Raw genomic sequence first — 24,692 nt, 5'->3', positions numbered from 1 at the left:
GGTGTGCATATGAAATTAAAAAACAAAATTGTAGCATTGCTTGCAGTACTTGTCTTTTGTTTAAGCATTGTACCTGTGGCATTTGCAGATGAAGGGAGTAATAGTGATTCGGATGATGATAGTGATGATAGTGATGATGGTCTAGTAGATGTTGAAGTGGAAGTAGAAAGTGAGACTGAAATTGAAACAGAAGATGATTCTGATGAAGCAGATGTGCGATCTGAGAGTAAAGTCAAAACTCGTATCCGTGCTGAACGTGAAGATCGTGTTGAACGCCGTGAAGAACGACGTGAACGTGTCGAAGAACGTATTGAAACTCGTGTAGAAGTTATTGAAGATCGTTATATGCATGCGCGTCAACGCTTGTTGGATGCAAAAGCTCGTGTTCTTGAACATCGTAAAGATCTTTCTGAAATCCGAGAACAAGTTGCTAACTGTCGCGAAGATAAAGATGACTGTCGTGAACTTAAAGGAGAATTACGCCAAGGGGTTGTGGTTCACTTGGATAATTCATTGGAAATGTTAGAGAACTCTGTGCTTAAATTAGAAGCTCGTCTCGAGGCATCCAATATGACGGCTGAAGAAAAAGCAGAAGCTCAAGCTGATCTTGCTGAACTTAAAGCAAAAATAAGTTCAATGCAGGCACAGTTTAGTAATCAGACTAATGCAACGGCACAAGAAGTTCGTGAATCTATCAAAGAAGCTAAAAAATTGTGGATTGATGTGCATAACTCTCAAAAATCATGGATTGGTGAATTAATGAGCTCTAAACTTGATGGACTTGTAGAGAAGCATACCACGCTTGCAGCTCGTATGGATGCACATATTGATGCTCTTGATGAGAAGAGTGTTGATACTACTGCATTAGTTGAAATCAAAGCAAAATTTGATGCCAACACCGATAAACTTGAAGCAGATTACGCTGCTGCTAAAGCTCTTTGGGAACAAGGAGAAACAGCACGCAAAGAATGGAAAGATTCCATGAAAGTTGTTAAAGAAGATCTTAAAGCTAGTAAAGAGCTTTTGCGTGAATTTGTTCATAAGTACAAAGAGTTAAATAAAGCATCAAACACTACTGTAGCAGCTGATGCAAATGTCACGGCTAATACCACTGCAGCAGCAAACTAGAGGTGATTGAAGATGAAAAAAATCCTTGCCCTTGTTGCAGTGTTGAGTATAGCTTTATTGGTGTTTGGTTGTAGTCAGGCTTCAACTCCCACAACAAAAGAAGTAAACCAAGCTCCAATTACTGAAAGTGAATCGGAAGAATTCGAAAGTATTGATGACTTTGATGATATGGAAAAAGATATCGTTGCTCTTGAAGAAGATCCCGGCTTTGAGGAATTGGAAAATTTGAGTTTTGAATAGGTTTGCTTTTTTTATTTTCTTTTTCTGTTTTAATTTTCTTTTCTTTTTGGTATGAAGTTTTTTGAAGAAGTGATCATTTTTTGCTCGTATGGGTCAGTCCTCACTTTTGAAAGATCAACTTCGTACACTTGCACTTGATGTAGGTTTCAATTTGGTTGGTTTTACTGATTCGTCTATTGAGTCTGAGATTAAAGATGCGTACGATACTTGGCTGTTGAATAAACAGCATGCGTCGATGGATTATATGAAGCGTACACAAGAGATGCGAAAAGATTCCTCCCTTCTTTTGCCAGGTGTGCAGAGTATTATTGTTGTGGCACTCTCTTATGTGCCGATGGCTCAACCCGTATGTTCTCTTGCCCATGAACATGATGGAGAAGGATGCGTGGCGTTGTACGCACGGAGTCGAGATTACCATCATGTGTTTAAAGGGATGATGAAGAAGTTTGATGAGCAAGCGCAACAGATGTTTGAACAGAATGGTATTAGAGATGCGCAACTTCTTGCTGCGTGTGATACTAAACCAGTGTTCGAGAAATACTTTGCCTATAAAGCAGGACTAGGTTTTATTGGTCGTAATTCTTTGTTGATTACCAAAGAGTTTGGTTCATATGTGATGTTGGGGTGTTTTCTTACAACTGTTCCTATTGAACCAGATGTTCCTTTTGAGGGGACGTGTGGTAATTGCACTCGCTGTTTAGATGCCTGTCCGACCAAAGCACTTGTTGGACCTCGCACACTTGATTCGTCAAAATGTATTGCCTATTGGACGATTGAACATCGTGGAGAATTTCCAGTGCAAGCACCACCTCTCTTTGGCAACATGTTTGGCTGCGATATTTGTCAGGTGGTGTGTCCGTATAATAAGAAAGCGTTGGGGCAGGATGTTAGTCCGTTGCGAGTCCGAAGGGTAGATGATGTTTTGAATGTGGGTGAGATGTTGTCGTTATCTGAACAAGAATTTCGTTTGCGGTATTCTGGAACGCCATTGATGCGGGCAGGGTATAGTGGAATGCAGAGGAATGCGAAGAAGTTGAATAGGAAAATTAATTAGATATTCAAATGTCGTGTTGGTTTCATAACCATCGATGGATCTTTCTTCCAACCGTCATTGATATCAACATATAATTCTAATTCATTACCGTCTGGGTCGAGAACGTAGAGGCTGTGGGTCACCCAATGATCAGCGGTGCCAACGATCGTTACATTTTTTTCTTTAAGATTTTGAATCGCTTCTTTGAGTTCTTGATCCGTATCGCCGATTTTAAAACCGATGTGGTACAAACCTGGTTGTGTGCTTTTGTGCACTGCTTTGCCGCCGACCTCGATCAAAAGTAATTCATGATGCGTTCTGCCACCGGAGAATGCTGCCATACCTGGTTGTCGAGCAATTTGGTTAAAACCGAGAATGTCTTTGTAGAAATTTCCTACTTTGTCTATATCTGTGACATAAAGTACAACGTGGCCTAGTTCTTTAATTTGCATGAGAAGAAGATACTTGTACGATTATTAATAATTATCGTTGAAATTTTGATTCTGTTACTCTTAATTTCTCCATCTACCATTAAGTTCTTCAACTAGAGTATCTAAGTAATCCCAGCCTTCTTGGGTAAGACCACAGTCTGCTTGTGGGTTAACACGTTGATAATTCCGACAAGGTTCGCCATTTGCTTGAAAACGAGGTTCATTTTTCGTTTGAGCAAAGATTGAACCTTCAGCCGTGCACTCTTCTACTGTGGACTCTCTGGTTTCATTACCTTTGGTTTTACTAATTATGTGGTCGATACAAGGTTGAGCTGCAAGACTTGGGTCATAAATCACCAAAGTTGAAACCTGTGGTCCATCGCTATGAACTGCCCAGACTTTTTGAACTTCTCCGTTTCCGGCATGAATTCCCCACGTGATAGTTGTATGGGGGTCGAAAGTCGCATTGTTGGTTTGTGGTGAAGGTCGTGTCCCATAAATTTCTCTTTCTCTGAAGTTATATTCTTGTGTATCTCTAAGCCCTGTTTCAATAGGATTTTGATTTGCTCTCATCTGTTCTTCTTTGAGTTGAGGGGTCATTCTTGCTAATTTTACATGAAATAATTCTAGTTGTTCTATTAATCTTTGAGTTTCAATGACTTCTTGATATGCATCCCTTATCCTCTCAACATCAAGTGTTCCTTGTTTCCAAACTGTTTCTAATTTGAAATGCCTATCGCTAGGGGTATCAATATGGCTAAATTCAGTTCGAGTAGTTTGATATGGTTCCAAAATTGTAGAATATTCCCCCCATTGCCATGCGGCTTGTTCTCTATATCGTTCTGCTTTTGTTTTGAAGAGTTGAAATGTAGGGGTTTGTCGATCAATTTCCTTCCATGTATCCTCAAAGTTTCTCGCAAGGTCGTAATTTGCTTTAAGTGTGCCACCAAGCCAATTAATATATTCATAGTACTGTCCACTTTCATTACCTAATGCTCTCGTACATTCTTCTTCGCCATTGCCATAAATTGTTCCATCATATGTCCCTGCAGTGCCGGCATGAAATGTATCATAACTGGTAAATATCTGTGTAATGCACTCTAATTCTACTGTGCTAGGTGGAGAATCTACTTTAAATGAATAATGTTGGTTCTGTGAGTTCTGCGCTCCGCCACATGCTGCCAATGCTGTTGCTATTAAAGCTGAATAAAATTCTTGTTTCATCGATACATCTCCTCTGGTGTTATTGGTGGTTGAGGAATTGTAGGTACCGGAAGAAGCATTGGTAATTCGACAGTATCAGGTCCAAAATAAGACTCAACTTCTTCTCTAAGATCAATACTACGTGCGTGCGTGAGTTGGATAATCTTAGTTTGTCGTGCATCTGCAACCATTTTTTTAAGATCTTGGTCGCCTGCTTGCGCATCAAGAAGATTCCAGGCATAGTCAAAGCAATTAGCAAGAGTGATACCTGTTGATTTGTCTGTGTCTGCTTTTTTGATATAGGCATCAAGTGTCTGTTTTACTGTTACGAGTTGTTCTCGTGTTGGTTCTTGTGTTCCTACACTTGCAATGAATGAGGAGTAGACTCTATTTACCTCTTTGAGGTCTTCACGCATTTGACTTAGGCGATCTTGCGCTTCTGTTATTTTAGTTTGATATACTTGGAATTCAATAGCAGGAGCATGATCTCGTACAACACGTTTTGTTTTTTCTGATGAAAGATAATCTGAAAGATCTTGCAGAAATATATGGTATCCATGCAATGCGGTTGCGTTGCTATAAGAACTCAGGACAGTTTTTACATGTGGTTCGAGCTGTTGTTCTTCTTTACTTACGTGACATTTTTCGCCAAAGAGATCTTGTCGGGAGATATAATTTTCTCCTGCTTTAACGCTGTCTTGTAGGCGTTGAACAAGGCATGGAGTTTTGGGTAGTTCTGATTTTGACACTGCTGGCATGAAGCCTTTACTGTAATCAAATGCGGCTTTTGGTTTGGCGTCTTCAGGGAGTGTTTGCTGTTGCGGTGTGCTACAAGCGCTAAGTGATAGTCCAAGGATTATTGATGTGATTGATTGGTTCATGCTTTTTCTCCGGTTTATTCCATCCATCTCTCTATCTCTTTAACAGGATCAGTGCACAGATTTACTATTACCTGCTCAAGAGGATCAATTTGAGGTGGTGTAACTCCATTTTGTGAAGCCATAGTGTCTTCAATAGTAGAATAATCAACATTTGGCTTTTGGCCCGGAAGTGTTCCACAATGTGCATTAACATTAACTCTTGGTAGGTATACCTGTTGAGGGGGGCATTTGCTCTCTTGACCTTGTAGACAATATGAAAATTGTAACGTTTCACTCATTGATCTTTCTTTTTCTAAAAGATAAATAATATCGCCCCCAAATGCAATGCTGCAACCAGGGAACTTCTTCTCAAAATTCTGATGCAAATCAAGTTCCCATCGTCCATTTTGAACCCGTTCTAATTCAATGCTGGTATCATATGGGTCAGAGGGGTTTAGATAGCGACCTACTTTTTTTAAGTTTTCATTGTGTTTTCTAACCCAGGCAGAATGTTCTCTAAAAACACCTTTAAGATCCTGAGCTTCGATCATTTCAATTAATTCTTCTCGTACTGCTTGTTCAAGCTGCATCATGCTTTCTTTCTGGCGAGGCGAATCTGACCTATAATCAGGATGAGCTTTGTATCCAAGACGTAATTCTACTTTTTCAATGTAAACTGGTGATAACTCGGGAGAGTTGCAACTTACTGCTCCTACTAATGCTAAAGTGTACGCTAATTTCATTGTGTATTATTTCCTCTTTGATTTACTGTTTCAATACGTGTTTTTTCATCACGCATCATTTTTTCCATCTCCTGTGTGTCGTGAATGTATTGTCCCATATACAAAATAATATTCTCTCCAGAGGGGAGTGTTTTTACTTCACGTGCAGCCGTTTCAACATTATCTAATAGAGATCCTAACATTTCCCAATTGGGGAAAAAATTATTTCGTTCTTCTTGGTAGGCTTCTCTAAAAGAAGTATTAGCAGAAATGAAACGCTGAATTCCTTGTTCAAATTGTGGAAGCATTTCATCGACTGATCTTTCATTGGCTCTAATCATCCTGAAATAATTTTCACTAAAATAGATACAAGGTTGAGCTCGAGGAGTACATTGGGCTGGTTCATACTGGTTATAAAAATCGATGAAGTGAGTCCGCTGCGTTTCAAATTTAGTTTTTAGATCTTCAATACCCTGCTGAGTTCTATGGTCTCCCCTCCTTCCATGTAATAATTCTTCTACCTGTAATGCTGTAGATGAAATAAATGGCTCTACCTCTTGATATTTCCAGATAAAATTTTGAGTAGAGTCATTAACTTCACTAGGGCACTTAGAATGATCGACCAACTGGTACCCTTGTTCTAGACGCGGTCCATTATCTATTGAGTTAAGACAGTCTTGTACTTGTGTGCCACCACAAGCTGTAAGAGTGGTAAGTGTTAATGCATATGATAATTGTTTCATTGTTTACCTGTCCGAGCTTTATATTTCACAATCTCTTCTAAAATAATAGCTTTAGTACATTTTTCAGCTTCGCCTACACTTACTTTGCCATTGCCGTCTCCGAATTTTCCATCCGCTTTTCGCGCAATAGTTTGAAGAGCAGCAGGATAGGGGCTAACACCCCAATAGGCATCAAATTCCACTAATTGTGTTGTAGACTTACCTGGATTATAGAGTTCCACAAAAATTCTCCCGCGATCAGGCTTCCAGATATCATCTCCTATGCCCACTTCTCTTCCAGGAATGTAGAACTCTCCCGGTATTTCTCTAGACTTGTATCCATTTGTTCCATCTGGCAATCTAAATTTAATTGTGTCCATTTTTTGAAGAAGTGGTGTTTCTCGCACATCTTTTATGCGTGCTTCTTTTCCAACAATCTTTGCTGCAAGAGTAAGTAATTTTGTAGTGTAGAGATTATCATTACCAGGTTCTCGAATTTGTTCCATATCTTTATAGGGATTGAACAATAATTCCTCTGGAAAAAGAGCCTGGTATGGTCTTTGAAAATCTTGTCGAATTGGAGCATTACAAGCAGTTAATGCCACTAGCGTCGTTGCGGTCAATGTGTAGAGGGTTTGTTTCATTTTTTCTCTCCCGGATTATATTCCAAATTCAAATAGAGCTTGACATTCGATCCAAAAGTAGTTAACCTTCCGCATTGCACCTGTGCTCGATGAATTGTAAATTCAAGACCTTGCGCGGTTAATTCTTGACTAAGTTGCGTGCGAAGATCAAATCCGAGTGATTCCATCGGTGTTGTTGTCCAACGGCGATTACCTGGTAATTTTTCGCTTAGTTTTTCTGAGCAGTAGTCAATTAAATCATCTTCAATCTTTGTTGTTGCTTGGAGTACCTTTTTCCAGGAATGTGTAACATAATCTGGGCAGGGAACCTCATTGTCAGCTCTACTATCATATGTATTAAACTCATTTCTTGCTAGAACTTCTTTGTAAAAAAAAATGAAGGGAGAGGCACCTACTGCTAGACTTGCAGCTAACATAGTTAAGACTCCTGCATTTTTAAGAGTTTCAATTTTGGTTTGGTCCATGGTGTTTTAACCTAATTTTCGTCTAGCTCGCGATAATGCTGCTCTTGCTTTTTGAGTAGCATGCTCAAATGATCTCGCTTGGTAGGCTTTACTCATTTCGTGGAAGAAGGTATGTTCTATTGATCCTGTCTCGAATTGTGTTTCTCGTCGTTTATATTGTTCACTAAGATCTAAATAAGTCTGTCTCAAGAATGGATCTTCTTTGGGTCCAGAATGCTCAAGATAGTTTCTTATTGGTGGAGTGACTAAATCTGCGTGTTGCTGGACTAGCTGGTCTAATCCCTGTCGATATATTTGGAGGGCATATTTTGGTAGCGGGTTCATGTTTTTTACCTAGTATTTCATCTACCTCGACCACTTCTCCATTCAAACCTCTGGTTTGTAATTATATTCTTCTTATATTATTAATATAAATAATATTAAAATACAAAAATTTAAATAGAATCATGCTCCCACGTCCACTATGCGCAGAAAACTCATCAAACAAGGTGCGGGTGGCTACACCGTTTCGCTTCCTATCAAATGGGTACGAGCGCACAATCTCGAACCAGGTCAGGAGATTGATGTTATAGAAGAAGAGAATGCACTTAAAATTGTCTCAACGACCTCTCTGCCATCTACTAAAACAACAACTCTTTCTGTTCAAAAAGCATCATTTAATGTTTATCGCTCACTCATTGGTGGGTTGTATCGTGCAGGGTATGATGAGATTAAAGTTAACTTCAAAGATTCATCTATACTATCTGATTTACAAAAAACTGTAGATCTCTTGCCAGGATATGAACTTCTTCATGTTGGGAGAGATAGCTGTGTAGTAAAAAATACTACTCTTAACCAAACTGTTGATTTACATGCTCATTTTCTCAAAATTGTTCATTCTATTAATACGATGTTTGAGATTATTCAACAAGACCTTATTTCAAGAACTTTTAATTCTGAACAACAGCTCTTCTTATTACGAGGTAATGTTCTGAAAAATCGAGATTTGATTATCCGAACGATCGCGCAGCAGCGTCTGACAGACGAACATCATTTACCTTATTATACTCTAGTTAATTACAGTTGGATGATGGCACGATCCTGTTATTATCTTTATGGGCATCTCAAAAAGTCTAAACCTTCCTTTGTATCTCTGCTTAAAGAAACCCATCTGTATTTTCGAGCTGTTTTTGCAACACCAACAAGTGTAGATAATTATAAAGTGCGAGAAGGGTACGACTGTGTCTTTTCTAAACTTAATCAACAGCTCAGTTTGAAAGTCTCTTCTCTACCGGTGGCTTATTTACTCCCCCTTTTAATGGCAATCGAATCCTGCAATTCTACTCTGCTTCTTCTGGGAGAAAATAGTCACTAGTTAGTGATAACTTTTATAAATTGAGCTCCATTTTTAGGCTTTATGAACGGGTTAGCAATACTTGTAGGTTTTTTGGATGCTGTTACAGTAGTTAATGCTATAGGTTCATATTATTTTACTAATCGCGATGTAAAACGAAGAATGACTTCGATACTCGATCTTCTTAGTGTTCGTGATCAAGCACATCCAGCTCCGGGATTTCTTAATTCAAGCGAACGTTTTGTTTCAGAACCCTGTGGTACTATTTCTCGTTATGGTGGTTATGTTCTTACTTCTAATATTCACTTACCAGATGATAGTAGTTTCACATTAATCCAAAAGAATGTACCCTCTCGCTTTGCTCATACATTACGTGGAGCTGCTGCACAAAAATATATTCGTTCTCATTTAGATGATCAACGAGTTCCACTCCTGGTAGATGTAAGTACAGAATTGGGGGCAATTTCTGAAGGAAGAATGAATCAAATACTTCTCACAAATGTAGAAAATGGAGAACAACGTAATACTTTGATTCGTGAGACTCTTGACACACTCATTGAGATCTCTGTTAAAGAGAAATCACGTAAAGAAGTTAGTAATCTTGGTAACCCTCACTTCACATTTGCAGATTATGTTGATGTTGTCGCTCATGAATTTTGTGCGCCTCCTCGATCTCGTGGAAAAACTGAATTAGGAGAATTACTCACTCATCGTTATAATCAAGCAGCCATGCGTTACTATGATCTTGCTCGAGATGAACGACCCCGATTATCACGTTCACAGTATTTGGCTCTCCCTGCTCGATTTAGGGAGGTATCGTTTGATCAATTTGATGCTATTTTTCAAGAGCATTGGTCAGGTCGTCTTGGGTCTGCATTCAAGGTTGCCTATGATCTAGAGGTACGTTCAAAGCTTAAACATGATGAATTTGTCCATGGCGATTTACATCCATATAATGTGTTGGTACCAACCGGTACAAAATCTAAACTTGGTATCAACACTGGTGATGCCAATATCACGTTGATTGATTGGGACAGAGCAGGTTATGGTGATCTTTTTGCCGAATTAACATCTTTTATCCAATATAGTTCATTAGATGAATCTTCACGAGCCGAAAATGAACAATATCTTGATGAAAAGCTACATTCTCAAGGAATCATCGTTTCTGATGAACGTCGAGGAGCAGCACAAAAAGAACATACCATATACTCATTGTATAAAATCACGTTCATGATTGAATATCTTTCTTCTCAGCATGAAGTGGAACCTGGTCTTGTGAACAATTTGAAGCAGGTCGCACAAAATCTTTATTCACGTTCATTAGAAGTAGTTGAAAGTGAGGGGCTACGTAATGCGATTAAAGATCGTTTTGGAGTATTCGTAGACTACGTTGAATCAACAAATACTAGTTATCAAGAAAATATGGATTCTCGAGTTTGGTCATTAATTATGCAATCATTAAAACCAGTCGATGAAACAGAATTATCACGAATCAAAAGAGATGTTGATGAAAAGATATTTCGTCGCTATGCTCGTACTCAAGCATTAGAAAGTGGTTTTCGAATGTTAGGGTATAGTCTTGCTGTTACACATGGTATGATGGGGATGATGGCAGATGAGTATCATCTTGACTCCACACCATTTTATGCAACTGCAGTTATGGCTCTCGTAAGTGGATTTGCTGTAGGTGGTGGTGTTCGAAAGTATCTTCACAAGCTAGAACGTGATTAATTCATTCTTTACTATCTTTGTTGAAAAAGATTAGGGGCACGCCTGTGGGTCGAATCACTCTGATTACAATGGTTGATTCCTTCATGCCTCTCGGATCTGCGACCCTGCGAACATGAAACATACATGTTAAGGCTGCTTGCTTCCGCATCTGACCTGATTCCAAGGATGCCCATCCCACAGGACAGATCGTCGTCGAAAACATCAAGGACCACTACAACCAGACTGACCCTTCTTTGGGCTTCGGCTCTCTCTGAAGCGTGTAGAGAGTAACAGGAGAACGCTAACCTCCCAGCCTAGCTATCCCTCATGGTAGAAAAAAGGAAGAATAGTTATAAAGTTTTGTCTTACGATTCTTACGAGAGAATATTTCTTGCGGAGGATATATTTTTCCAAGGTTCGGCGGTATTCTGATCGTCTTCATCTTGATTTTGCATGAATTCGCGCATTGTTTCTAATGCAGCTTTTAATAGATAAAGATAAGAATTATCGGTAAATCCATTAAACTCTTCTGTAGGGATTGTTATCGCAGCATGTATGATCCTTTGCATTTCTTGACGTGGCGTTTCTGTTATTTCATGCGCAAAAATATTTCTTTTGACAGTCTCATCAAGACTTACTTCTCTTCCTGTCTGATGATACGGGCCAATTCTTACGCTCCATTTAGTCCCATGTCCTTCCTGTTTGACATTTGGTTGTTCAAAAAGAGCTAGACAATTTTCTGCTGTACTAAAATATCTTCTATTATTTGGATTAAGAAACGCTTTAGTATATACAACCCCATATGCAAATTCTAGAAATTTTGTTTCAAGATCGTTGTCGTGAGCAGGTGAAATACTTTCTAACAATGCGAGTAATGCGCGATCTTTGCGTATTAATCCATACCGAATACTTGGTTCTGCTTGTCCTATTGCTCGTGATAAAGGATCATTTTTATCTGGTTGTGGTCCAGGGTAGAAAAATAAACTGGCTACGCGATATGCGCTTTCTTGCATTAAATCTACTACTTGGTCGAATGTTGGCTTATTAGATCTCGTGAGACAGAGTATGCCTGTAAGATTACTCTCTGCGCTGCGCACATACACTCCATTGGTATGTCGAGTGTAGTCTGGAATTTGAAGTACCATGTTTTTTTATTTAAAGATGATTTTGGATATAAATCTTCTGAAAGAACTATTTAAAAGTGACAAATTTGTTTTTGTTAAGTCTGGTCTTTAAAAAAACGGGTATTACAAGTTGGGCGGGCGGCTATTTGATTAGATTTTGGCATTCTTATCTCTTTACTCCTATTTAGTCTATTTAGGTGGTTATTATATAATATACATATACCCCAAAACGCTATGAAAGACGTTCAAGAAATACTCAAAGCTGAGAAACAAGCTGAACTTGTTCTCGCAAAATCCCATAAAGATGCTGAAAAGATTCTCATTAAAGCACGTCAGGATGCATTGGATCTACTCGCGACCGAAAAGGAAAAAGTTGACCAACAAGCTGAAGCTGATGTAGCCGCAAAAAACAAAGAATTGGATCGAAAATATGAGGCTATTCTTGAGGATGGCGCTAAACGTTTACGTAAAATTGAAACAAATGCAGGTAAGAAATCTGTAAAAGTTGTGAAAAATCTTATTGATGCTGTGGTAGGAGAATAAGGAGATTAGTATTATGAAACCAGAGCAAATGTTGAAGTGTCGGATTGTTGCAGCAAAGACTCAACTCTCTGCTGTTATTAATGCTCTTTATGATTTAGAATTATATCATATTACTCCTCATGTAAAAGGAGACTCCAATTTAGATATTGGTACGCCCCAGCATGGCGCAGAAGAATTATCCAAAATTCTCGTTCAAATTCGAGCTATTCTTGCTCAATTTCCACCAGTTAGTGCACCTAAAAAGCTCGCGACTCTTACTCCAGACGCATTTACCAAGCTTCTTGCCAGCACACGTCGCTTTTGCAGTGATGCAACAGTGTTATTAAGTTCTAAAAACACATTACAATCACAACGAGATCAACTTGCACTCCAAAAAGAACAACTTGCCCTGCTTTCTTCATTCAAAGTTGACCTTGCAGCACTATTATCTTCCAAAATTCTAGGTGTGGCAGTAGGAAAAGTTGCGAGAGTTGATGAAGCAAAAGCAGTGCTTGCAACTCAAAAATCACTTACGATCCAATGGAAAGAAGATATTCTTCTTGTTATTTTTACCAAAGATGAAGAGTCAAAAATACGTTCACTTCTCTCAACAGTGGGGTTTACCCAATTTAATCTGGATGATCATACTCAACCTATTTCACAATTACAAAAATCAACTGAGCAGCAGCTCAAGAGAATTCAGGGGGAATTTGATACAGTCACACAAAAAATAAAAAAAATGCATGAGCAACTCCCTCATCTTGCTGGATTAGAATCACATTTAGCAGTTGAAATTCGTAAACAAGAATTACCTCTTGTATTCGCAACGACACAAAGTTCTTTTGTGGCAGAAGGTTGGGTTCCTGCATCGCAAAAAGCAGCTATTGAAAACTCTCTCACTAAAGTTACAAAAAACAATATTCATATCGAATTTGAAAAACCAGATCATCATGCTCAACCACCCGTGAAGATGAAGAATTCACGTATCGCTAAACCATTCGAATCATTACTAGAGCTCTATAGCTTACCTTCCTATTCAGAAATTGATCCTACATTTATGCTTTGGATTACGTTTCCATTTTTCTTTGGCTTCATGCTAGGGGATGTTGGCTACGGTGCTGTACTTGCTGTACTGTTTTATGTTCTACGTAAAAAACTACCAGCAAGCTCCAAGCCGTTGGTAACAGTCTTACTCTTTGCCTCCATTGTGTCAATCATTTTTGGTGGCGTCTTTGGTGAAGTCTTTGGTTTTGAACATGTCAGTCAAGAAACAGGTCAATCTTGGTGTGATAATCTAGGTTTATGTTTACATCAAGAAACACTGATGGAACATGGCGAGTCTTTGATCGTATATGATTTTCCACGATTGCTTAATCGTGCGCATAGTCATGTTACTATCTTGGGTTTTGAACTCCTTACAGTATTAGTTGTCGGGGCAATTATTGGGTTTATTCACCTTAATTTAGGGTTACTTATCGGAACAATTAATGAATGGCAGCATCATGGTTTTGTGCATGCGCTTGAAGCAAAAATAAGTTGGATCATTTTGGAAGCAGGTGCTATTTTGGCTGTTATGTCGACTCTTCACATGATACCTCTTCATTATTTGGTGGGTGTAGGAGTAGCGGTTATTGGGGTGGTCTTACTCGCAATTGGCGAAGGCGTACAAGGTATTGTTGAAATTCCTGCAATTATCTCTCAAACATTAAGCTACATGCGCTTAGGTGCTGTGGGTTTAGCAGGAGTTGGTCTTGCTGTGGTTGTGAATGAGAAATTGGCATTACCTTTTATTGATAAAGGTGGTATTTTCATAGTCATAGGAATTGTCATCATGTTGTTTGGACATTTGATCAATTTACTCTTAGGAGTTATCGGTCCATTTTTACATGGGGTGCGTCTTCATTATGTTGAGTTCTTCTCTAAGTTCTATCGAGGAGGAGGAGTTGCATATGAACCATTTGGTAAGAAAAATGAGAAGGAAGGGAGTAACTAATTGAAAATAATTGAAAAAATTTAAACTTGAAATTTAAACTTGAAAAACAACATTAAAATCAAAGAACAAAATTAAAACAAACAAAATAAATTATACGAGGTATATACAAAATGGCAGCAGAACAAGCAGGATTAATTGCAATTGGCGCAGGCATCGCGATCGGTGTAAGTGCACTTGCAGCAGCGTGGGCAGAAAGCTCAATTGGTACCGCCGCAGTAGGCGCAATGGCAGAGAAAGAGAGTCTCTTTGGAAAAGGTCTTATCTTAACAGTTATTCCAGAAACCATTGTAATCTTTGGTCTAGTAGCAGCAATCTTGATCATTGGTCTTGCAGGATAAATCTTTTAGAGGATTTGTAACCTAACTTAGGTTAATGCTAGATTAATGATTAGATTGCAAGGTGATGTCCATGGGACTTGATAACGTCAAAAATGAAATTGTAGAACAAGCACAAGCTGAAGCAGATCGTGTTGTAGCTGATGCGCGATCACAAGCAAGTGAAATTCTTGCAAAGACACGTGAAGAAATTAAACAGTACAAAGAACAAACTACCCAACGAACGAGCCAATTGCTCGACTCAATGGAGCGTAAAACTCTGGGTGCTGCACGATTTGAAGCACAACGTCGCGAAATGAATCTGCGAACACAACTTGTGCAGGATCTTAAAACACAAGTACGTGATCACATACTTTCGTTAAACAAAACTGAGAAACAGAAATTTCTGACTATGTTGCTTGTCAAAGCACGTAAAGAAATTGATGTAGCAACAGTCTATGTTAACAAACAAGATGAAGGGCTCATGAAAGGGTCTGTTAAAGTAGTTGCAAAAGATATTGCTGGTGGTTTGATTGCGGAAACCGCAGATGGCAAGGTCAGTGTTAATTACAGCATTGAAGAACTTCTCTCACACTTGATGGAAACGAAAGGTGGCGAGTTAAACGAGGTGCTTTTTAGCAATGACTAACGTAGGCATAGCAAGAGTAGGACTGTTGAAGAGAATCGGGATTGGTGGAGTAAATCATTCACTGTCCAAACGTCGGATCCGTTTCTCTCCCTACACTTATGCTCGTGTTGCAGTAATGAAATCAACGCTTCTTGCTAAACAGGATTATGATCGTCTTGAGAAGATGGGCTATTATGAAGTTCTGCGTTTCTTGCAAGATTCGTCTTACAAAAAAGAAATTGATGATCATGAAGTTCTGGCTCATGGTCTTAAAGTTGTCGAACAAGCATTAAACGCAAACTTAATGAGAACATTTCGTAAGCTTCATGCGATTTCGCAAGGCTCACTTCAGGAATTGATTGCGTTGTATCTTTTACGCTATGATATTGCGAATATGAAAACGGTATTACGTGCTAAAGCAGCTCATATTCCAACGGCTCATGTTACTCCTCTTTTATATGATTCACTTAACTATGCACCTGCATTTTGGGAATCGGTGTTATCAAAAGAAACATTTGAACAAACTATTAGTGCACTTGCTCCATTTAAAGAGATGAAAATTGTTTCGTCTGATCTTTTTGTGTTGGAGAATGTACTTGATCAATACTACATTGATCGTATGGTTGAATTTGCTCGAAGTGTGCGAGGTGAAGGACGAGCTATCCTTGCGTTTGTTGAACAAGAAATTGAAACCCTCAACATTAAAATGCTTCTTCGTTTTGTTAATGATGGGAATTATGATGTCACTCCACACTTACTTTCACCCTCTTACTTTATTCACACTTTAGCTAAGATTCATTCTAAATCTGCGTTTGCAGCGTATTTACATAGGCATAAGAGAACTGCACTTACTGGTGATGAACCAGACTATGATGTGCGACTTGAAATTGATCTGGAGAGATCGCTTTTACGCAAAGAATCTCTTTTGATGCATCGCCATCTCTTAAGCGCGAATTATATCTTGGGCTTTATGTTTGCTAAGGAAATCGAAGTACGCAATCTCAAAATCATTGTCAAAGGCAAAAAACTTGCTGTGGCAGCAAAATATGTTGATCAATTGGTGGTGAGCTAATGAAAGAAATCGCCGTTGTGGGAAATCCCGAATTCACGTTAGGCTTTCGTCTTGCTGGAATACGTATCGTTGTTGATGACGTATCGCAAGTTGCTTCGCTTTTTTCAAATGCTACCATTGGTGTGGTAATCATGCAAGAAGAAATTTTTGCTGGATTAGATCCACGTGTACGTGAGGATGTGGTTTCATCTCTTGACCCGGTTTTTGTTGTGCTTTCCAAAGAGACACGACAGGATGAATTGAGAAAGATGATTATTCAATCCATTGGTGTGGATCTCATGAAAGAGAATTAGGGTAGTGACATGATGATATTAAAAGACTTACAAAATTACATGGTGAAAGTATGATACAAGGGGAATTGAGAGATGAACCTTTTGATTATAGTTATACGTTTAGAGAACGACGCAGACCGAGCCAAAATACAGTTAGGGGAATATATACTATAATCACTGCTCTACCAAATCACACCAGAGATGGAGATTTGTATGTTCGTCTTCAGGTTGAAGATATTGATCGTCAACGCCAAACATTAGAACTAAATCCTGATTTAACGCAAAGATTAATGAGGGGCTGTGTGCCTCTTGAGTTCTTTGAAGAGACTGGATTGAGGTATGTAGATAATCTTCAAGGACAATTAGTACAGTTTGAGTATGATAATAGAACAAGGCAAGTAGCTGGTTTTTCAATACCTCCTAATGCACAACGTCGATTAACAACAGATATGGGTGCACTTTTACTTTAATCAAACTTTAATCAAGAACAAAATACAAAAAATGAAATTTAAACAACTTAAACAGAACCGTTAGGTGATACTCATGGCAGAAAAATCAGACAAAAAACAAACTGGAATTTTATATCGAATCGCAGGACCTGTTGTGGTCGTTCGCGGTCTTAATGCATGCATGTATGATATTGTACGTGTAGGCAAAGAACGCTTAATGGGTGAAGTCATCCGTATTGATGGTGAGAATACTGTCGTTCAAGTTTACGAGGATACTACTGGTATTATGCCTGGTGAGCCAGTTGAAAACACTGGTCAGCGTTTATCTGTTGAATTAGGTCCAGGTCTTCTTACATCTATTTATGATGGAATTCAACGTCCTCTTCCTGTTCTGCAAGCAGAGATGGGTGATTTTATTCTTCGCGGTGTTGATGCACCTGGTCTTAATCACGAGAAAAAGTGGGACTTTAAACCACTTAAAAAGAAAGGTGATATGGTTAAAGGTGGCGATTTCATTGGTGAAGTTCAAGAAACGCCAACATTCCTCCATAAAATCATGGTTCCTCCAGGTATGGAAGGAAAAATTAGTGAAATTAAACCAGGTAAATTTACCGTTGATGATACTGTTTGTACACTTGAAGGATCACAAGGTAATCACAAAATTGCTATGATGCAACGCTGGCCAGTACGTGTTGCACGTCCTTATGCTAAAAAACAAGCGCCTAGTGTTCCACTCTTAACTGGTCAACGTGTCTTTGACATTTTCTTTCCTCTTGCCAAAGGTGGTGCAGCTGCTATTCCAGGTCCGTTTGGTGCAGGAAAAACCGTTTCACAGCAACAACTCGCAAAATGGAGTGACGCTGATGTTATCGTCTATGTAGGGTGTGGCGAACGTGGTAACGAGATGACCGAAGTTCTTACTGAATTTCCTCATTTGAAAGATCCTCGTTCCGGTGGCCCATTGATGGATCGTACTGTTCTTATTGCTAATACCTCTAACATGCCCGTCGCAGCGCGCGAAGCAAGCGTTTATACTGGTGTTACTCTTGCAGAATATTTCCGTGATATGGGATACCATGTTGCGATGATGGGAGATTCAACTTCACGTTGGGCAGAAGCAATGCGTGAAATTTCCTCACGTCTTGAAGAGATGCCTGGTGAAGAAGGATATCCTGCGTATCTTGCAACTCGTCTTGCTGAATTTTACGAACGAGCGGGCATGGTTATTCCTCTTGGGACAACCAAAGAAGGATCTGTTACGGTTATTGGTGCAGTATCTCCTGCAGGTGGAGACTTCTCCGAACCAGTTACCCAAAATACGCTTCGTGTCGTTAAAACATTTTGGGCATTGGATGCAAAACTTGCTCAACGTCGTCATTTTCCATCGATTAACTGGTTGACCAGTTATTCTTTGTACATGGATGGGTTAGAACCATGGTTTACCAAACATGCAGCAGCAGATTGGCGTGCTTTGGTAACTCGCATGATGACGATCTTGCAAGAAGAAGATAAACTTCTTGAGATTGTTCAACTGGTAGGTTCAGATTCTCTTCCTCCAAAACAACAACTTACTCTTGAAGTTGCTCGTTTGATTCGTGAGTTTCTCTTGCAGCAAAATGCCTTCCACGACATTGATACCTACTGTGACTTGAAAAAGAGTTATCTCTTGATGAAAACAGTCTTGTTGTATGCTGATCACGCAACAGCCGCACTCGAACAGAAAGCACGCGTAACTGATCTACTTGCAATTAAAGCAAAAGATCGTATTGGAGAAGCGAAGTTCGAACGTGACTATGAAACACTCTTAAAAGAAGTACAGAAGAGCATTGAATCTGAGATTCGTGCTCTCTCCAGGTGATTACTATGGCCATGACTACCACTTTAAAAGAATATAAATCAATTACAAAAGTTGCAGGACCACTCGTCTTTGTTGAAAAAACAGAACCAGTAGGCTACGGAACTCTCGTTAAAGTTACCCTTGCTGATGGCACAATTAAATCAGGACAAGTTCTTGATACTAGCGATGATATGGTTGTCGTTCAAATTTTTGAAGGAACCAGCGGAATTAGTAAAGATGCAAAAGTAAAATTCTTGAAAGAGAACATCAAACTTCCGGTTTCGAAAGATATGTTGGGTCGCGTCTTTAACGGTGCAGGAAAACCAATTGATGGTGGCTCACCAATTATCGGAAAGAAAAATCTTGACATTACTGGTGCAGCAATTAATCCGTACTCTCGGGCATCTCCCGCTGATTTTATTCAAACAGGTATTAGCACTATTGATGTTATGAACACTCTTGTACGTGGTCAGAAGCTCCCTATCTTTTCAGGTTCGGGCTTACCGCACAACGAAATTGCATTGCAAATTGCTCGTCAAGCAAAAGTTGTTGGGACAAATGAAAAATTCATCGTTGTTTTTGCCGCAATGGGAATTACTAACGAAGAAGCGCAATACTTCATGAAAGATTTTGAAGAAACAGGCGCAATTGAACGTAGTGTGGTGTTTCTTAATTTGGCTAACGATCCTGCAGTTGAACGTCTCGTTACACCACGTATGGCTTTGACTGCAGCAGAATATTTTGCCTATGAAGAAGATGCTCACGTACTGGTCATCTTAACTGATATGACTAATTACTGTGAGTCACTGCGTGAGATTGGCGCAGCACGTGAAGAAGTTCCTGGTCGTCGTGGTTATCCTGGGTACATGTACACAGATCTTGCGATGATCTATGAACGTGCAGGTTTGATTAAAGGTCGTAAAGGTTCCGTAACACAGATTCCTATCTTGACTATGGTTGGTGATGATATTACTCATCCAATTCCAGATTTGACAGGATACATTACTGAAGGACAAATTGTTCTGAGTCGGGAATTACATCGTAAGAGCATTTTCCCTCCGATTAACGTCTTGCCTTCATTGTCCCGGTTAGCTAACATGGGTATTGGTCCTGAAAAAACCCGTGACGATCACAAAAACGTTTCAGATCAGATGTATGCAAACTATGCAGAAGGTGTTGATCTACGTGGCTTAGTAGCAATTGTTGGAGAAGAAGCACTCAGTGAGAAAGATAGAATGCTCTTGAACTTTGCACAACTCTTTGAACAGCATATTGTCATGCAGGGAAAACGTGAAGACCGTTCCATTAAACGATCACTTGATGTGTGTTGGGAACAACTGCGTAGCATGCCTGAACGCATGTTAACTCGGGTAAGTCCATCATTGAAGCAGAAGTATTATGGTGGGAAATAAGGTTAGACTATGGCACTTGATGTAAAACCAACGCGAAGCGAACTCTTGAAGTTAAAGAAGCAGATTAAGTTAGCGAAGTCTGGACATTCATTACTTAAGAAGAAGCGAGATGGTCTCATTCTTGAATTCTTCGAATTGATGAAGAAAGCAAAGACAGCACGTAGCGAACTTACTGCTGCCTATGTTGGTGCGGAAGAGCATATGAATCTTGCACGAGTGATGCATACTGATTTTAGATTAAGCTCTCTGGCTTTTGCCGTAACACAACAACCTCAAGTTGATGTAGAAACAAAAAACATCATGGGTGTACGTGTTCCCAAAATTACTGGTACTAAAATCTCTAAAACATTGGTAGAACGTAATTTAAGTATGGCAAGTTCTACGCCGGTGATTGACCAAGCGATGGGATCATATGAAACAGTCGTTGAGAATGTTCTTCGGGTTGCGGAAGTGGAGACAGCGATCAAGCGATTGTTGAAAGAGATTGAGAAAACCAAACGACGTGTTAATGCTTTAGAGTTTAGCCGGATTCCTGCCATGGAAGAAGTACGTAAGTTTATTGGGCTACGGCTTGAAGAAATGGATCGCGAGAATGTCTTTCGGTTGAAGAGGATTAAGGGGAAAGCATGAGTTTTCGAGAATGGTTTTCCAAACCGATGAATAAATTTATTTTTATTCGGGTTGCGCTGTTTGTGATTAATTTATTATTGTTTATTGCCGTGGCTGTGTATGGGTATTATAAGTTGGGCGGGAAGATTTGATAATTTCTTAGAGAAAAAAGAGCCCAAAATGGGCTCAAGAATTAAATATTACTAAAGCGTATGTCGCCGTCCATGCCATAAATAATACAGTCTGTATGAAATCGGTTGGCTCGTTCTTCTGCGTGTTGTGCTGCCTCATACATACTTTCATGCACACTTTCTGGTTTATGCTTACCTTCTTCAAACACTGCCCATCCACTCCCTGTTGATAGCACATAGTGCGTACTATGTTTCATCTTTTGTCTCATGCTGCATCCCCCCGTTTGCCATAGCTCTCCCTATGACTTATTCTTAAAAGAAGAGGGATTATATATGCTTGTCCCATAGTTTACCATGAAGTATATGTTCACTATCCTACGTTAACAACATTTCCATTTTTTTGGCTACTTTTATAAAACAGAGCTTTTGTGTATTTAGTATGGATGTCAAAGAATATCGCAATGGGTGTGTTTCTACATTGGATGGTCTTGCCGCTGCTGCTGTATATCAAACTAGTCTTGATTTGTATCAAACAGTTATGCTAAATGGATTTGGGCATGTTCAATTATTAGGTAATGGTAATATTGATGCTAAATTAAGAATGGCGTCAGAATTGGCATTGGATGATTTAGCTAAAACGGCACAAGATCTGGGATGTCGTTATGTTATTGGCGTTTCTGCAACTTCGATAATGACCAAGGAAGGCGTACTTGGTATCATGTATCAAGGCACAGGTTTAGTTCCAAAGAGTCAATTATCAATTGAAAAACCCAAAGAATAATTTCTCATTATCTTTTTAAAGTGTCAAAGAATCTTTCTTCCTATGAAACTTGTTGATGTCCATTGCCACATTTATCATGAGCAGTTTAAAGATACGTTTGAAGATGTTCTCCAACGCGCCAAAGATGCCGGAGTCAAACGAATTCTACTTTCTGGTGTTAATCCTGAAGGGAATGCTAAAGTACTTTCTATTGTCAAAAAACACCCTGAAATGCTACGTGCATCTTTAGGAATTTATCCCATTGATGCATTAGGTATTGAACCGGATGGAACCGGATTACCTGTTCACAAGGGAGCAATTGATTTAGAACAACAATTTCAGTTTATTCGCGATAATCTTAGTCACGTCACTGCAATTGGAGAAGTAGGGCTTGATTTCTATTGGGCAGAGAAAGAGAAGACGTATGCTCAACAAGCAGAAAACTTTCGTCGCATTATTCGTTTTGCTAAAGAGGTAAAGAAACCAATTATTATTCATAGTCGTAAAGCCGAGAAAGAATGCATTGATATTTTAGAAGAAGAATTACCAAATCGTGAAATCCCTGTCAACAACCATTGTTTCTCTGGTAAGAAGAATTTAGTCTTACGAGCAGCAGCGTTGGGGCATTATTTTTCTATACCTGCGAATGTGGTGAAGTCACAGCAATTTCAAATGATGGTGGAATTGGTGGATTTGAAACAGTTGTTAACTGAAACTGATGCGCCCTGGCTCTCTCCGTATACAGACAAACCCAGTGAACCCGCGTATATTCCATTAAGCATTGCGAAGATTGCACAGATCAAGAAGATGACACCAGAAGATGTGGCAGCACAAATTTGGCAGAATTATGTAAACGTGTTTGGGGAGAAATAGGTTTATTCTTGGTGGTGATTTTCTTACCTTCTTAATCGTCCACTATGTGTTAAATTCACACACAGAAAATCAGCAAGGTAATAATCAGGGATATAGAGTAAGTAGGTAATCACTTCTCCTAGTGCGTAGGCGTCTTTATAATCTAGGATGGATTCAATTTCATTGTGTTTGAATTTATATGTTTTAAAAAATAAAGAACAAAATTTGTGCTCTTTGGTGCTGAGCATTTCAAATACATCCCACTCCTGATGAAGACGAGCATCATACTTACGAACAACTCCTTGGAATATGCGATATAGGTGGTATTGTTCGCTATCAACATGGGTTATTTCCCAGATCGATCGCTTTTCTAAAGCATACTTTTTGAATGCAAGATGGATCATGGTTTTGACGTCACTATGTGTTAATACTGGCGAGCAACGTAGAGTAATATTGAGAAACGCTTCATACGTTGCTTTGCCACAGCGTTTAAAGAGAAGCTCGGTAGAGTTATGCCGTTTGGCTTTCACCATGTGGTCTTTGTATTTATCTACAATGAATTTTTTGACATTATTAAGAATAAAAAGGTTTTTGAAACATTCATATATACGTTGATGGTTATCAAATTTTTCAATGGTAAGGATGTTATGCAATCGATCAGCAAGTTTGATTTGAATTGCTTTTTCTCTGATGTTTGCATCGGGGTGTTGGAAGATTTGTGATAATGATTTATAATAAAAATGACGTTTATGTCGAGTAAGCAGTTTTGTGATAGTGAGTATCTCTTTTGCACAGGTTAATGGTAGGTGATTCTTATTACAGAAATTAAGTATTTCCTCTTCGAATGAATGATACGTTTTTCGTTCGAATTCTGCGAGTGTTGAAAGAATGGTTTCTTTCTTTGTTTTTCGTGTGATTAATTCACTTTTGTAAATATCTACTCGTTCTTCGATTAAATCATGGATCAATCCTGCGCAAAGGGTGGTTTCGTCTTTGATTTCTGCTTCACGCAACCCATATACTACATTAAGTGGGTGTACAAACGGGTTTTGTCCATTTTTTCTTTTATGAACTTTGGTATAAGTAGAACGAACTTGCGCATAAAGATAACAAAATAGGGGGTACATGCGAGCTTTAGGATCAAAAAGAGCTTTTGGGGGAAAAATCTTCACCGATGGTTTCCATAATTGGAGATCTTCAAATGCTTCTTTTTCAGATTTATACGACATGGTGAGAAGTAAAGAAAGAAAATAGATGATTTAAAGGTTTCTAAAAACCATACAAATCATGAAACTTATTATCTGATTAAAAATTATTATCTTTTTTATCTTTTTCAAAAATCTCTTTATATCTTTTGTTTCTTCTTTTTTGAATTACAAAATAGTCTTCAATTAACTCTTTTCCTGGTGTATCTAACAATCCTTGCCTTTGCATTCTTTCTAATCTAACTGTTTCATCTTTTAGTGCTTCATCATGTAGGTTCCATACATTGTGCAGGAGTGCATAGGTTCTGTTTTCAATTTTAGGTAATTTTTCTATGGTTCTTAATGTTTGTTCAAGGTTAGTACGTATCTGCTCTGCTTCTTTAGCAGTAGTGGGGACTCTGCTTCGTAGTGATGAGAGTTGTCGATTGTAGGCATACGTGGCAGCACTTACTTGGCTGGTTTCATCACGTAAATCTATTAGATCAAGAAAAAATATTGAAGGTGTTCTTTGTAATCCTTCTGTTATTAAAAAATCTTTATGTTCATCAAGAAGCGCTTTTACTTCATTAAAAATGAGCTCATAAATCGGTTGAAGATCACGAAAGCGGTCTGCGTATTCTGTTTTACGCATACCAATTCTGTCTACTAGCTGTGGAATTTGAAACGTGTTTTCATGGTATTGTTGCGCATCTCGTAGTAGAGTATATGCTAATTCACTTGGAGAAATTGGACAAGGGGTTAGGGTTGGTGGTGGCTGCGTTGGTTCTAACGCGTGGCGAAGTTGTTGATATGATGCAAGGGTTATCTCTTGCGCTCGTTGTTCTAAAGATAATGGGTGAGAACAAATGGTTATTGGTGTGGGAGAAACTTGGTTTGAGGAACTACAGTGAGCAGTGCTAAGGGCTATACCAATAGTTACAAAATACTTTTGTAGGTTCATATCTTCTCATGTTCTCAAATAAAGTCTTATTTTTAGATGATTTCGATTCTAGAGTATCGATTTTGTATTCCGTTTTCTTGTT

29 protein-coding genes and 1 other RNA gene are annotated in these 24,692 nt (G+C 38.9%); 17 read left to right on the top strand and 13 right to left on the bottom strand.

Translation table 11 applies throughout. The features are described 5' to 3' along the window. The first annotated feature begins 9 nt into the window (after positions 1-9). From HYV86_02860 to queG, 3 genes are all read left to right on the top strand, one after another. Positions 10-1,128, top strand: coding sequence for a hypothetical protein (locus tag HYV86_02860; GenBank protein ID MBI2572775.1), 1,119 nt, complete (start codon positions 10-12; stop codon positions 1,126-1,128). 12 nt (positions 1,129-1,140) lie between these two features. Then, positions 1,141-1,368 (top strand): hypothetical protein, encoded by a 228-nt coding sequence (locus tag HYV86_02855; protein ID MBI2572774.1) that lies wholly within the window; start codon positions 1,141-1,143, stop codon positions 1,366-1,368. An 88-nt stretch (positions 1,369-1,456) separates the two neighbouring features. Continuing rightward, positions 1,457-2,422 (top strand): tRNA epoxyqueuosine(34) reductase QueG, encoded by a 966-nt coding sequence (gene queG, locus HYV86_02850; protein ID MBI2572773.1) that lies wholly within the window; start codon positions 1,457-1,459, stop codon positions 2,420-2,422. Here queG and HYV86_02845 read toward each other — a convergent pair. Genes HYV86_02845 through HYV86_02810 form a run of 8 tightly spaced genes read right to left on the bottom strand, consistent with a single transcriptional unit; the run spans position 2,419 to position 7,771 of the window. Then, positions 2,419-2,853 (bottom strand): VOC family protein, encoded by a 435-nt coding sequence (locus tag HYV86_02845; protein ID MBI2572772.1) that lies wholly within the window; start codon positions 2,851-2,853, stop codon positions 2,419-2,421. The genes queG and HYV86_02845 overlap by 4 nt on opposite strands. 60 nt (positions 2,854-2,913) lie before the next feature. Beyond that, the gene (locus HYV86_02840) at positions 2,914-4,056 is read right to left on the bottom strand and encodes a hypothetical protein (GenBank protein MBI2572771.1); all 1,143 of its coding nucleotides are present in this window, start codon (positions 4,054-4,056) and stop codon (positions 2,914-2,916) included. Then, on the bottom strand, positions 4,053-4,916 hold the full coding sequence (locus HYV86_02835) for a hypothetical protein (GenBank protein MBI2572770.1): 864 nt from the start codon (positions 4,914-4,916) through the stop codon (positions 4,053-4,055). The genes HYV86_02840 and HYV86_02835 overlap by 4 nt, the downstream gene beginning before the upstream one ends. Positions 4,917-4,930: 14 nt before the next feature. Continuing rightward, positions 4,931-5,638, bottom strand: a complete 708-nt coding sequence (locus HYV86_02830) for a hypothetical protein (protein MBI2572769.1) — start codon at positions 5,636-5,638, stop codon at positions 4,931-4,933. Beyond that, complete coding sequence (locus HYV86_02825) at positions 5,635-6,360, bottom strand: hypothetical protein (GenBank protein ID MBI2572768.1); 726 nt, start codon at positions 6,358-6,360, stop codon at positions 5,635-5,637. The genes HYV86_02830 and HYV86_02825 overlap by 4 nt, the downstream gene beginning before the upstream one ends. Beyond that, a complete protein-coding gene (locus HYV86_02820; GenBank protein MBI2572767.1) occupies positions 6,357-6,983 on the bottom strand; it encodes a hypothetical protein in 627 nt (208 codons plus the stop codon). The genes HYV86_02825 and HYV86_02820 overlap by 4 nt, the downstream gene beginning before the upstream one ends. Then, positions 6,980-7,447, bottom strand: a complete 468-nt coding sequence (locus tag HYV86_02815; protein MBI2572766.1) for a hypothetical protein — start codon at positions 7,445-7,447, stop codon at positions 6,980-6,982. The genes HYV86_02820 and HYV86_02815 overlap by 4 nt, the downstream gene beginning before the upstream one ends. A 6-nt stretch (positions 7,448-7,453) precedes the next feature. Continuing rightward, positions 7,454-7,771, bottom strand: coding sequence for a hypothetical protein (locus tag HYV86_02810; protein MBI2572765.1), 318 nt, complete (start codon positions 7,769-7,771; stop codon positions 7,454-7,456). A gap of 139 nt (positions 7,772-7,910) precedes the next feature. On the opposite strand from HYV86_02810, the gene HYV86_02805 reads away from it, so the two are divergent. After that, positions 7,911-8,801 carry a hypothetical protein gene (locus HYV86_02805; protein ID MBI2572764.1) on the top strand — a complete coding sequence of 297 codons (891 nt, stop codon included), beginning with the start codon at positions 7,911-7,913 and terminating at the stop codon, positions 8,799-8,801. A gap of 42 nt (positions 8,802-8,843) precedes the next feature. After that, complete coding sequence (locus HYV86_02800) at positions 8,844-10,511, top strand: aminoglycoside phosphotransferase family protein (GenBank protein ID MBI2572763.1); 1,668 nt, start codon at positions 8,844-8,846, stop codon at positions 10,509-10,511. Positions 10,512-10,544: 33 nt separating this feature from the next. Here HYV86_02800 and ffs read toward each other — a convergent pair. Both ffs and HYV86_02790 read right to left on the bottom strand, forming a co-directional pair. Then, positions 10,545-10,815, bottom strand: an RNA gene (gene ffs / locus HYV86_02795) — signal recognition particle sRNA. A gap of 49 nt (positions 10,816-10,864) precedes the next feature. Beyond that, positions 10,865-11,635 carry a hypothetical protein gene (locus tag HYV86_02790; GenBank protein MBI2572762.1) on the bottom strand — a complete coding sequence of 257 codons (771 nt, stop codon included), beginning with the start codon at positions 11,633-11,635 and terminating at the stop codon, positions 10,865-10,867. 213 nt (positions 11,636-11,848) lie between these two features. Between HYV86_02790 and HYV86_02785 the strand changes: the two genes are divergently transcribed. The 10 genes from HYV86_02785 to HYV86_02740 all read left to right on the top strand — a co-directional run bounded on the left by HYV86_02785 (position 11,849) and on the right by HYV86_02740 (position 20,743). Next, positions 11,849-12,157: a hypothetical protein gene (locus tag HYV86_02785; GenBank protein ID MBI2572761.1), complete on the top strand. Its 309-nt coding sequence runs from the start codon at positions 11,849-11,851 to the stop codon at positions 12,155-12,157. Positions 12,158-12,170: 13 nt separating this feature from the next. Beyond that, positions 12,171-14,129, top strand: coding sequence for a V-type ATP synthase subunit I (locus HYV86_02780; protein MBI2572760.1), 1,959 nt, complete (start codon positions 12,171-12,173; stop codon positions 14,127-14,129). A gap of 110 nt (positions 14,130-14,239) precedes the next feature. Continuing rightward, complete coding sequence (locus tag HYV86_02775; GenBank protein ID MBI2572759.1) at positions 14,240-14,467, top strand: V-type ATP synthase subunit K; 228 nt, start codon at positions 14,240-14,242, stop codon at positions 14,465-14,467. 70 nt (positions 14,468-14,537) lie between these two features. Next, positions 14,538-15,092 carry a hypothetical protein gene (locus tag HYV86_02770; protein MBI2572758.1) on the top strand — a complete coding sequence of 185 codons (555 nt, stop codon included), beginning with the start codon at positions 14,538-14,540 and terminating at the stop codon, positions 15,090-15,092. Next, a complete protein-coding gene (locus HYV86_02765; GenBank protein MBI2572757.1) occupies positions 15,085-16,143 on the top strand; it encodes a V-type ATPase subunit in 1,059 nt (352 codons plus the stop codon). Before HYV86_02770 ends, HYV86_02765 begins: the two co-directional genes overlap by 8 nt. Then, complete coding sequence (locus tag HYV86_02760; GenBank protein MBI2572756.1) at positions 16,143-16,436, top strand: V-type ATP synthase subunit F; 294 nt, start codon at positions 16,143-16,145, stop codon at positions 16,434-16,436. The genes HYV86_02765 and HYV86_02760 overlap by 1 nt, the downstream gene beginning before the upstream one ends. Before the next feature lie 50 nt (positions 16,437-16,486). Then, the gene (locus tag HYV86_02755) at positions 16,487-16,885 is read left to right on the top strand and encodes a hypothetical protein (GenBank protein MBI2572755.1); all 399 of its coding nucleotides are present in this window, start codon (positions 16,487-16,489) and stop codon (positions 16,883-16,885) included. Positions 16,886-16,958: 73 nt separating this feature from the next. Continuing rightward, complete coding sequence (locus tag HYV86_02750) at positions 16,959-18,722, top strand: V-type ATP synthase subunit A (GenBank protein MBI2572754.1); 1,764 nt, start codon at positions 16,959-16,961, stop codon at positions 18,720-18,722. Between the two features lie 11 nt (positions 18,723-18,733). Next, the gene (locus HYV86_02745) at positions 18,734-20,113 is read left to right on the top strand and encodes a V-type ATP synthase subunit B (protein MBI2572753.1); all 1,380 of its coding nucleotides are present in this window, start codon (positions 18,734-18,736) and stop codon (positions 20,111-20,113) included. Positions 20,114-20,122: 9 nt separating this feature from the next. Beyond that, positions 20,123-20,743 (top strand): V-type ATP synthase subunit D, encoded by a 621-nt coding sequence (locus tag HYV86_02740; protein ID MBI2572752.1) that lies wholly within the window; start codon positions 20,123-20,125, stop codon positions 20,741-20,743. Between the two features lie 172 nt (positions 20,744-20,915). On the opposite strand, the gene HYV86_02735 is transcribed toward HYV86_02740, so the two are convergent. Next, entirely contained in the window at positions 20,916-21,122 is a 207-nt protein-coding gene (locus HYV86_02735; GenBank protein ID MBI2572751.1) for a DUF2188 domain-containing protein, read from the bottom strand. A 170-nt stretch (positions 21,123-21,292) separates the two neighbouring features. Between HYV86_02735 and HYV86_02730 the strand changes: the two genes are divergently transcribed. Both HYV86_02730 and HYV86_02725 read left to right on the top strand, forming a co-directional pair. Next, positions 21,293-21,634: a hypothetical protein gene (locus HYV86_02730; protein MBI2572750.1), complete on the top strand. Its 342-nt coding sequence runs from the start codon at positions 21,293-21,295 to the stop codon at positions 21,632-21,634. Positions 21,635-21,676: 42 nt separating this feature from the next. Further along, on the top strand, positions 21,677-22,486 hold the full coding sequence (locus tag HYV86_02725; GenBank protein ID MBI2572749.1) for a TatD family hydrolase: 810 nt from the start codon (positions 21,677-21,679) through the stop codon (positions 22,484-22,486). A 23-nt stretch (positions 22,487-22,509) separates the two neighbouring features. Here HYV86_02725 and HYV86_02720 read toward each other — a convergent pair whose 3' ends face one another. Together HYV86_02720 and HYV86_02715 are read right to left on the bottom strand one after the other, a co-directional pair. Next, on the bottom strand, positions 22,510-23,694 hold the full coding sequence (locus HYV86_02720) for an HD domain-containing protein (GenBank protein ID MBI2572748.1): 1,185 nt from the start codon (positions 23,692-23,694) through the stop codon (positions 22,510-22,512). Between the two features lie 76 nt (positions 23,695-23,770). After that, on the bottom strand, positions 23,771-24,610 hold the full coding sequence (locus HYV86_02715) for a hypothetical protein (GenBank protein MBI2572747.1): 840 nt from the start codon (positions 24,608-24,610) through the stop codon (positions 23,771-23,773). Positions 24,611-24,692: the final 82 nt, after the last annotated feature.

This window comes from Candidatus Woesearchaeota archaeon (assembly GCA_016188115.1).
Taxonomy (GTDB): Archaea; Nanobdellota; Nanobdellia; order Woesearchaeales; family GW2011-AR9; genus JACPIK01.
This window is presented reverse-complemented; position numbering and strand designations above follow the sequence as displayed.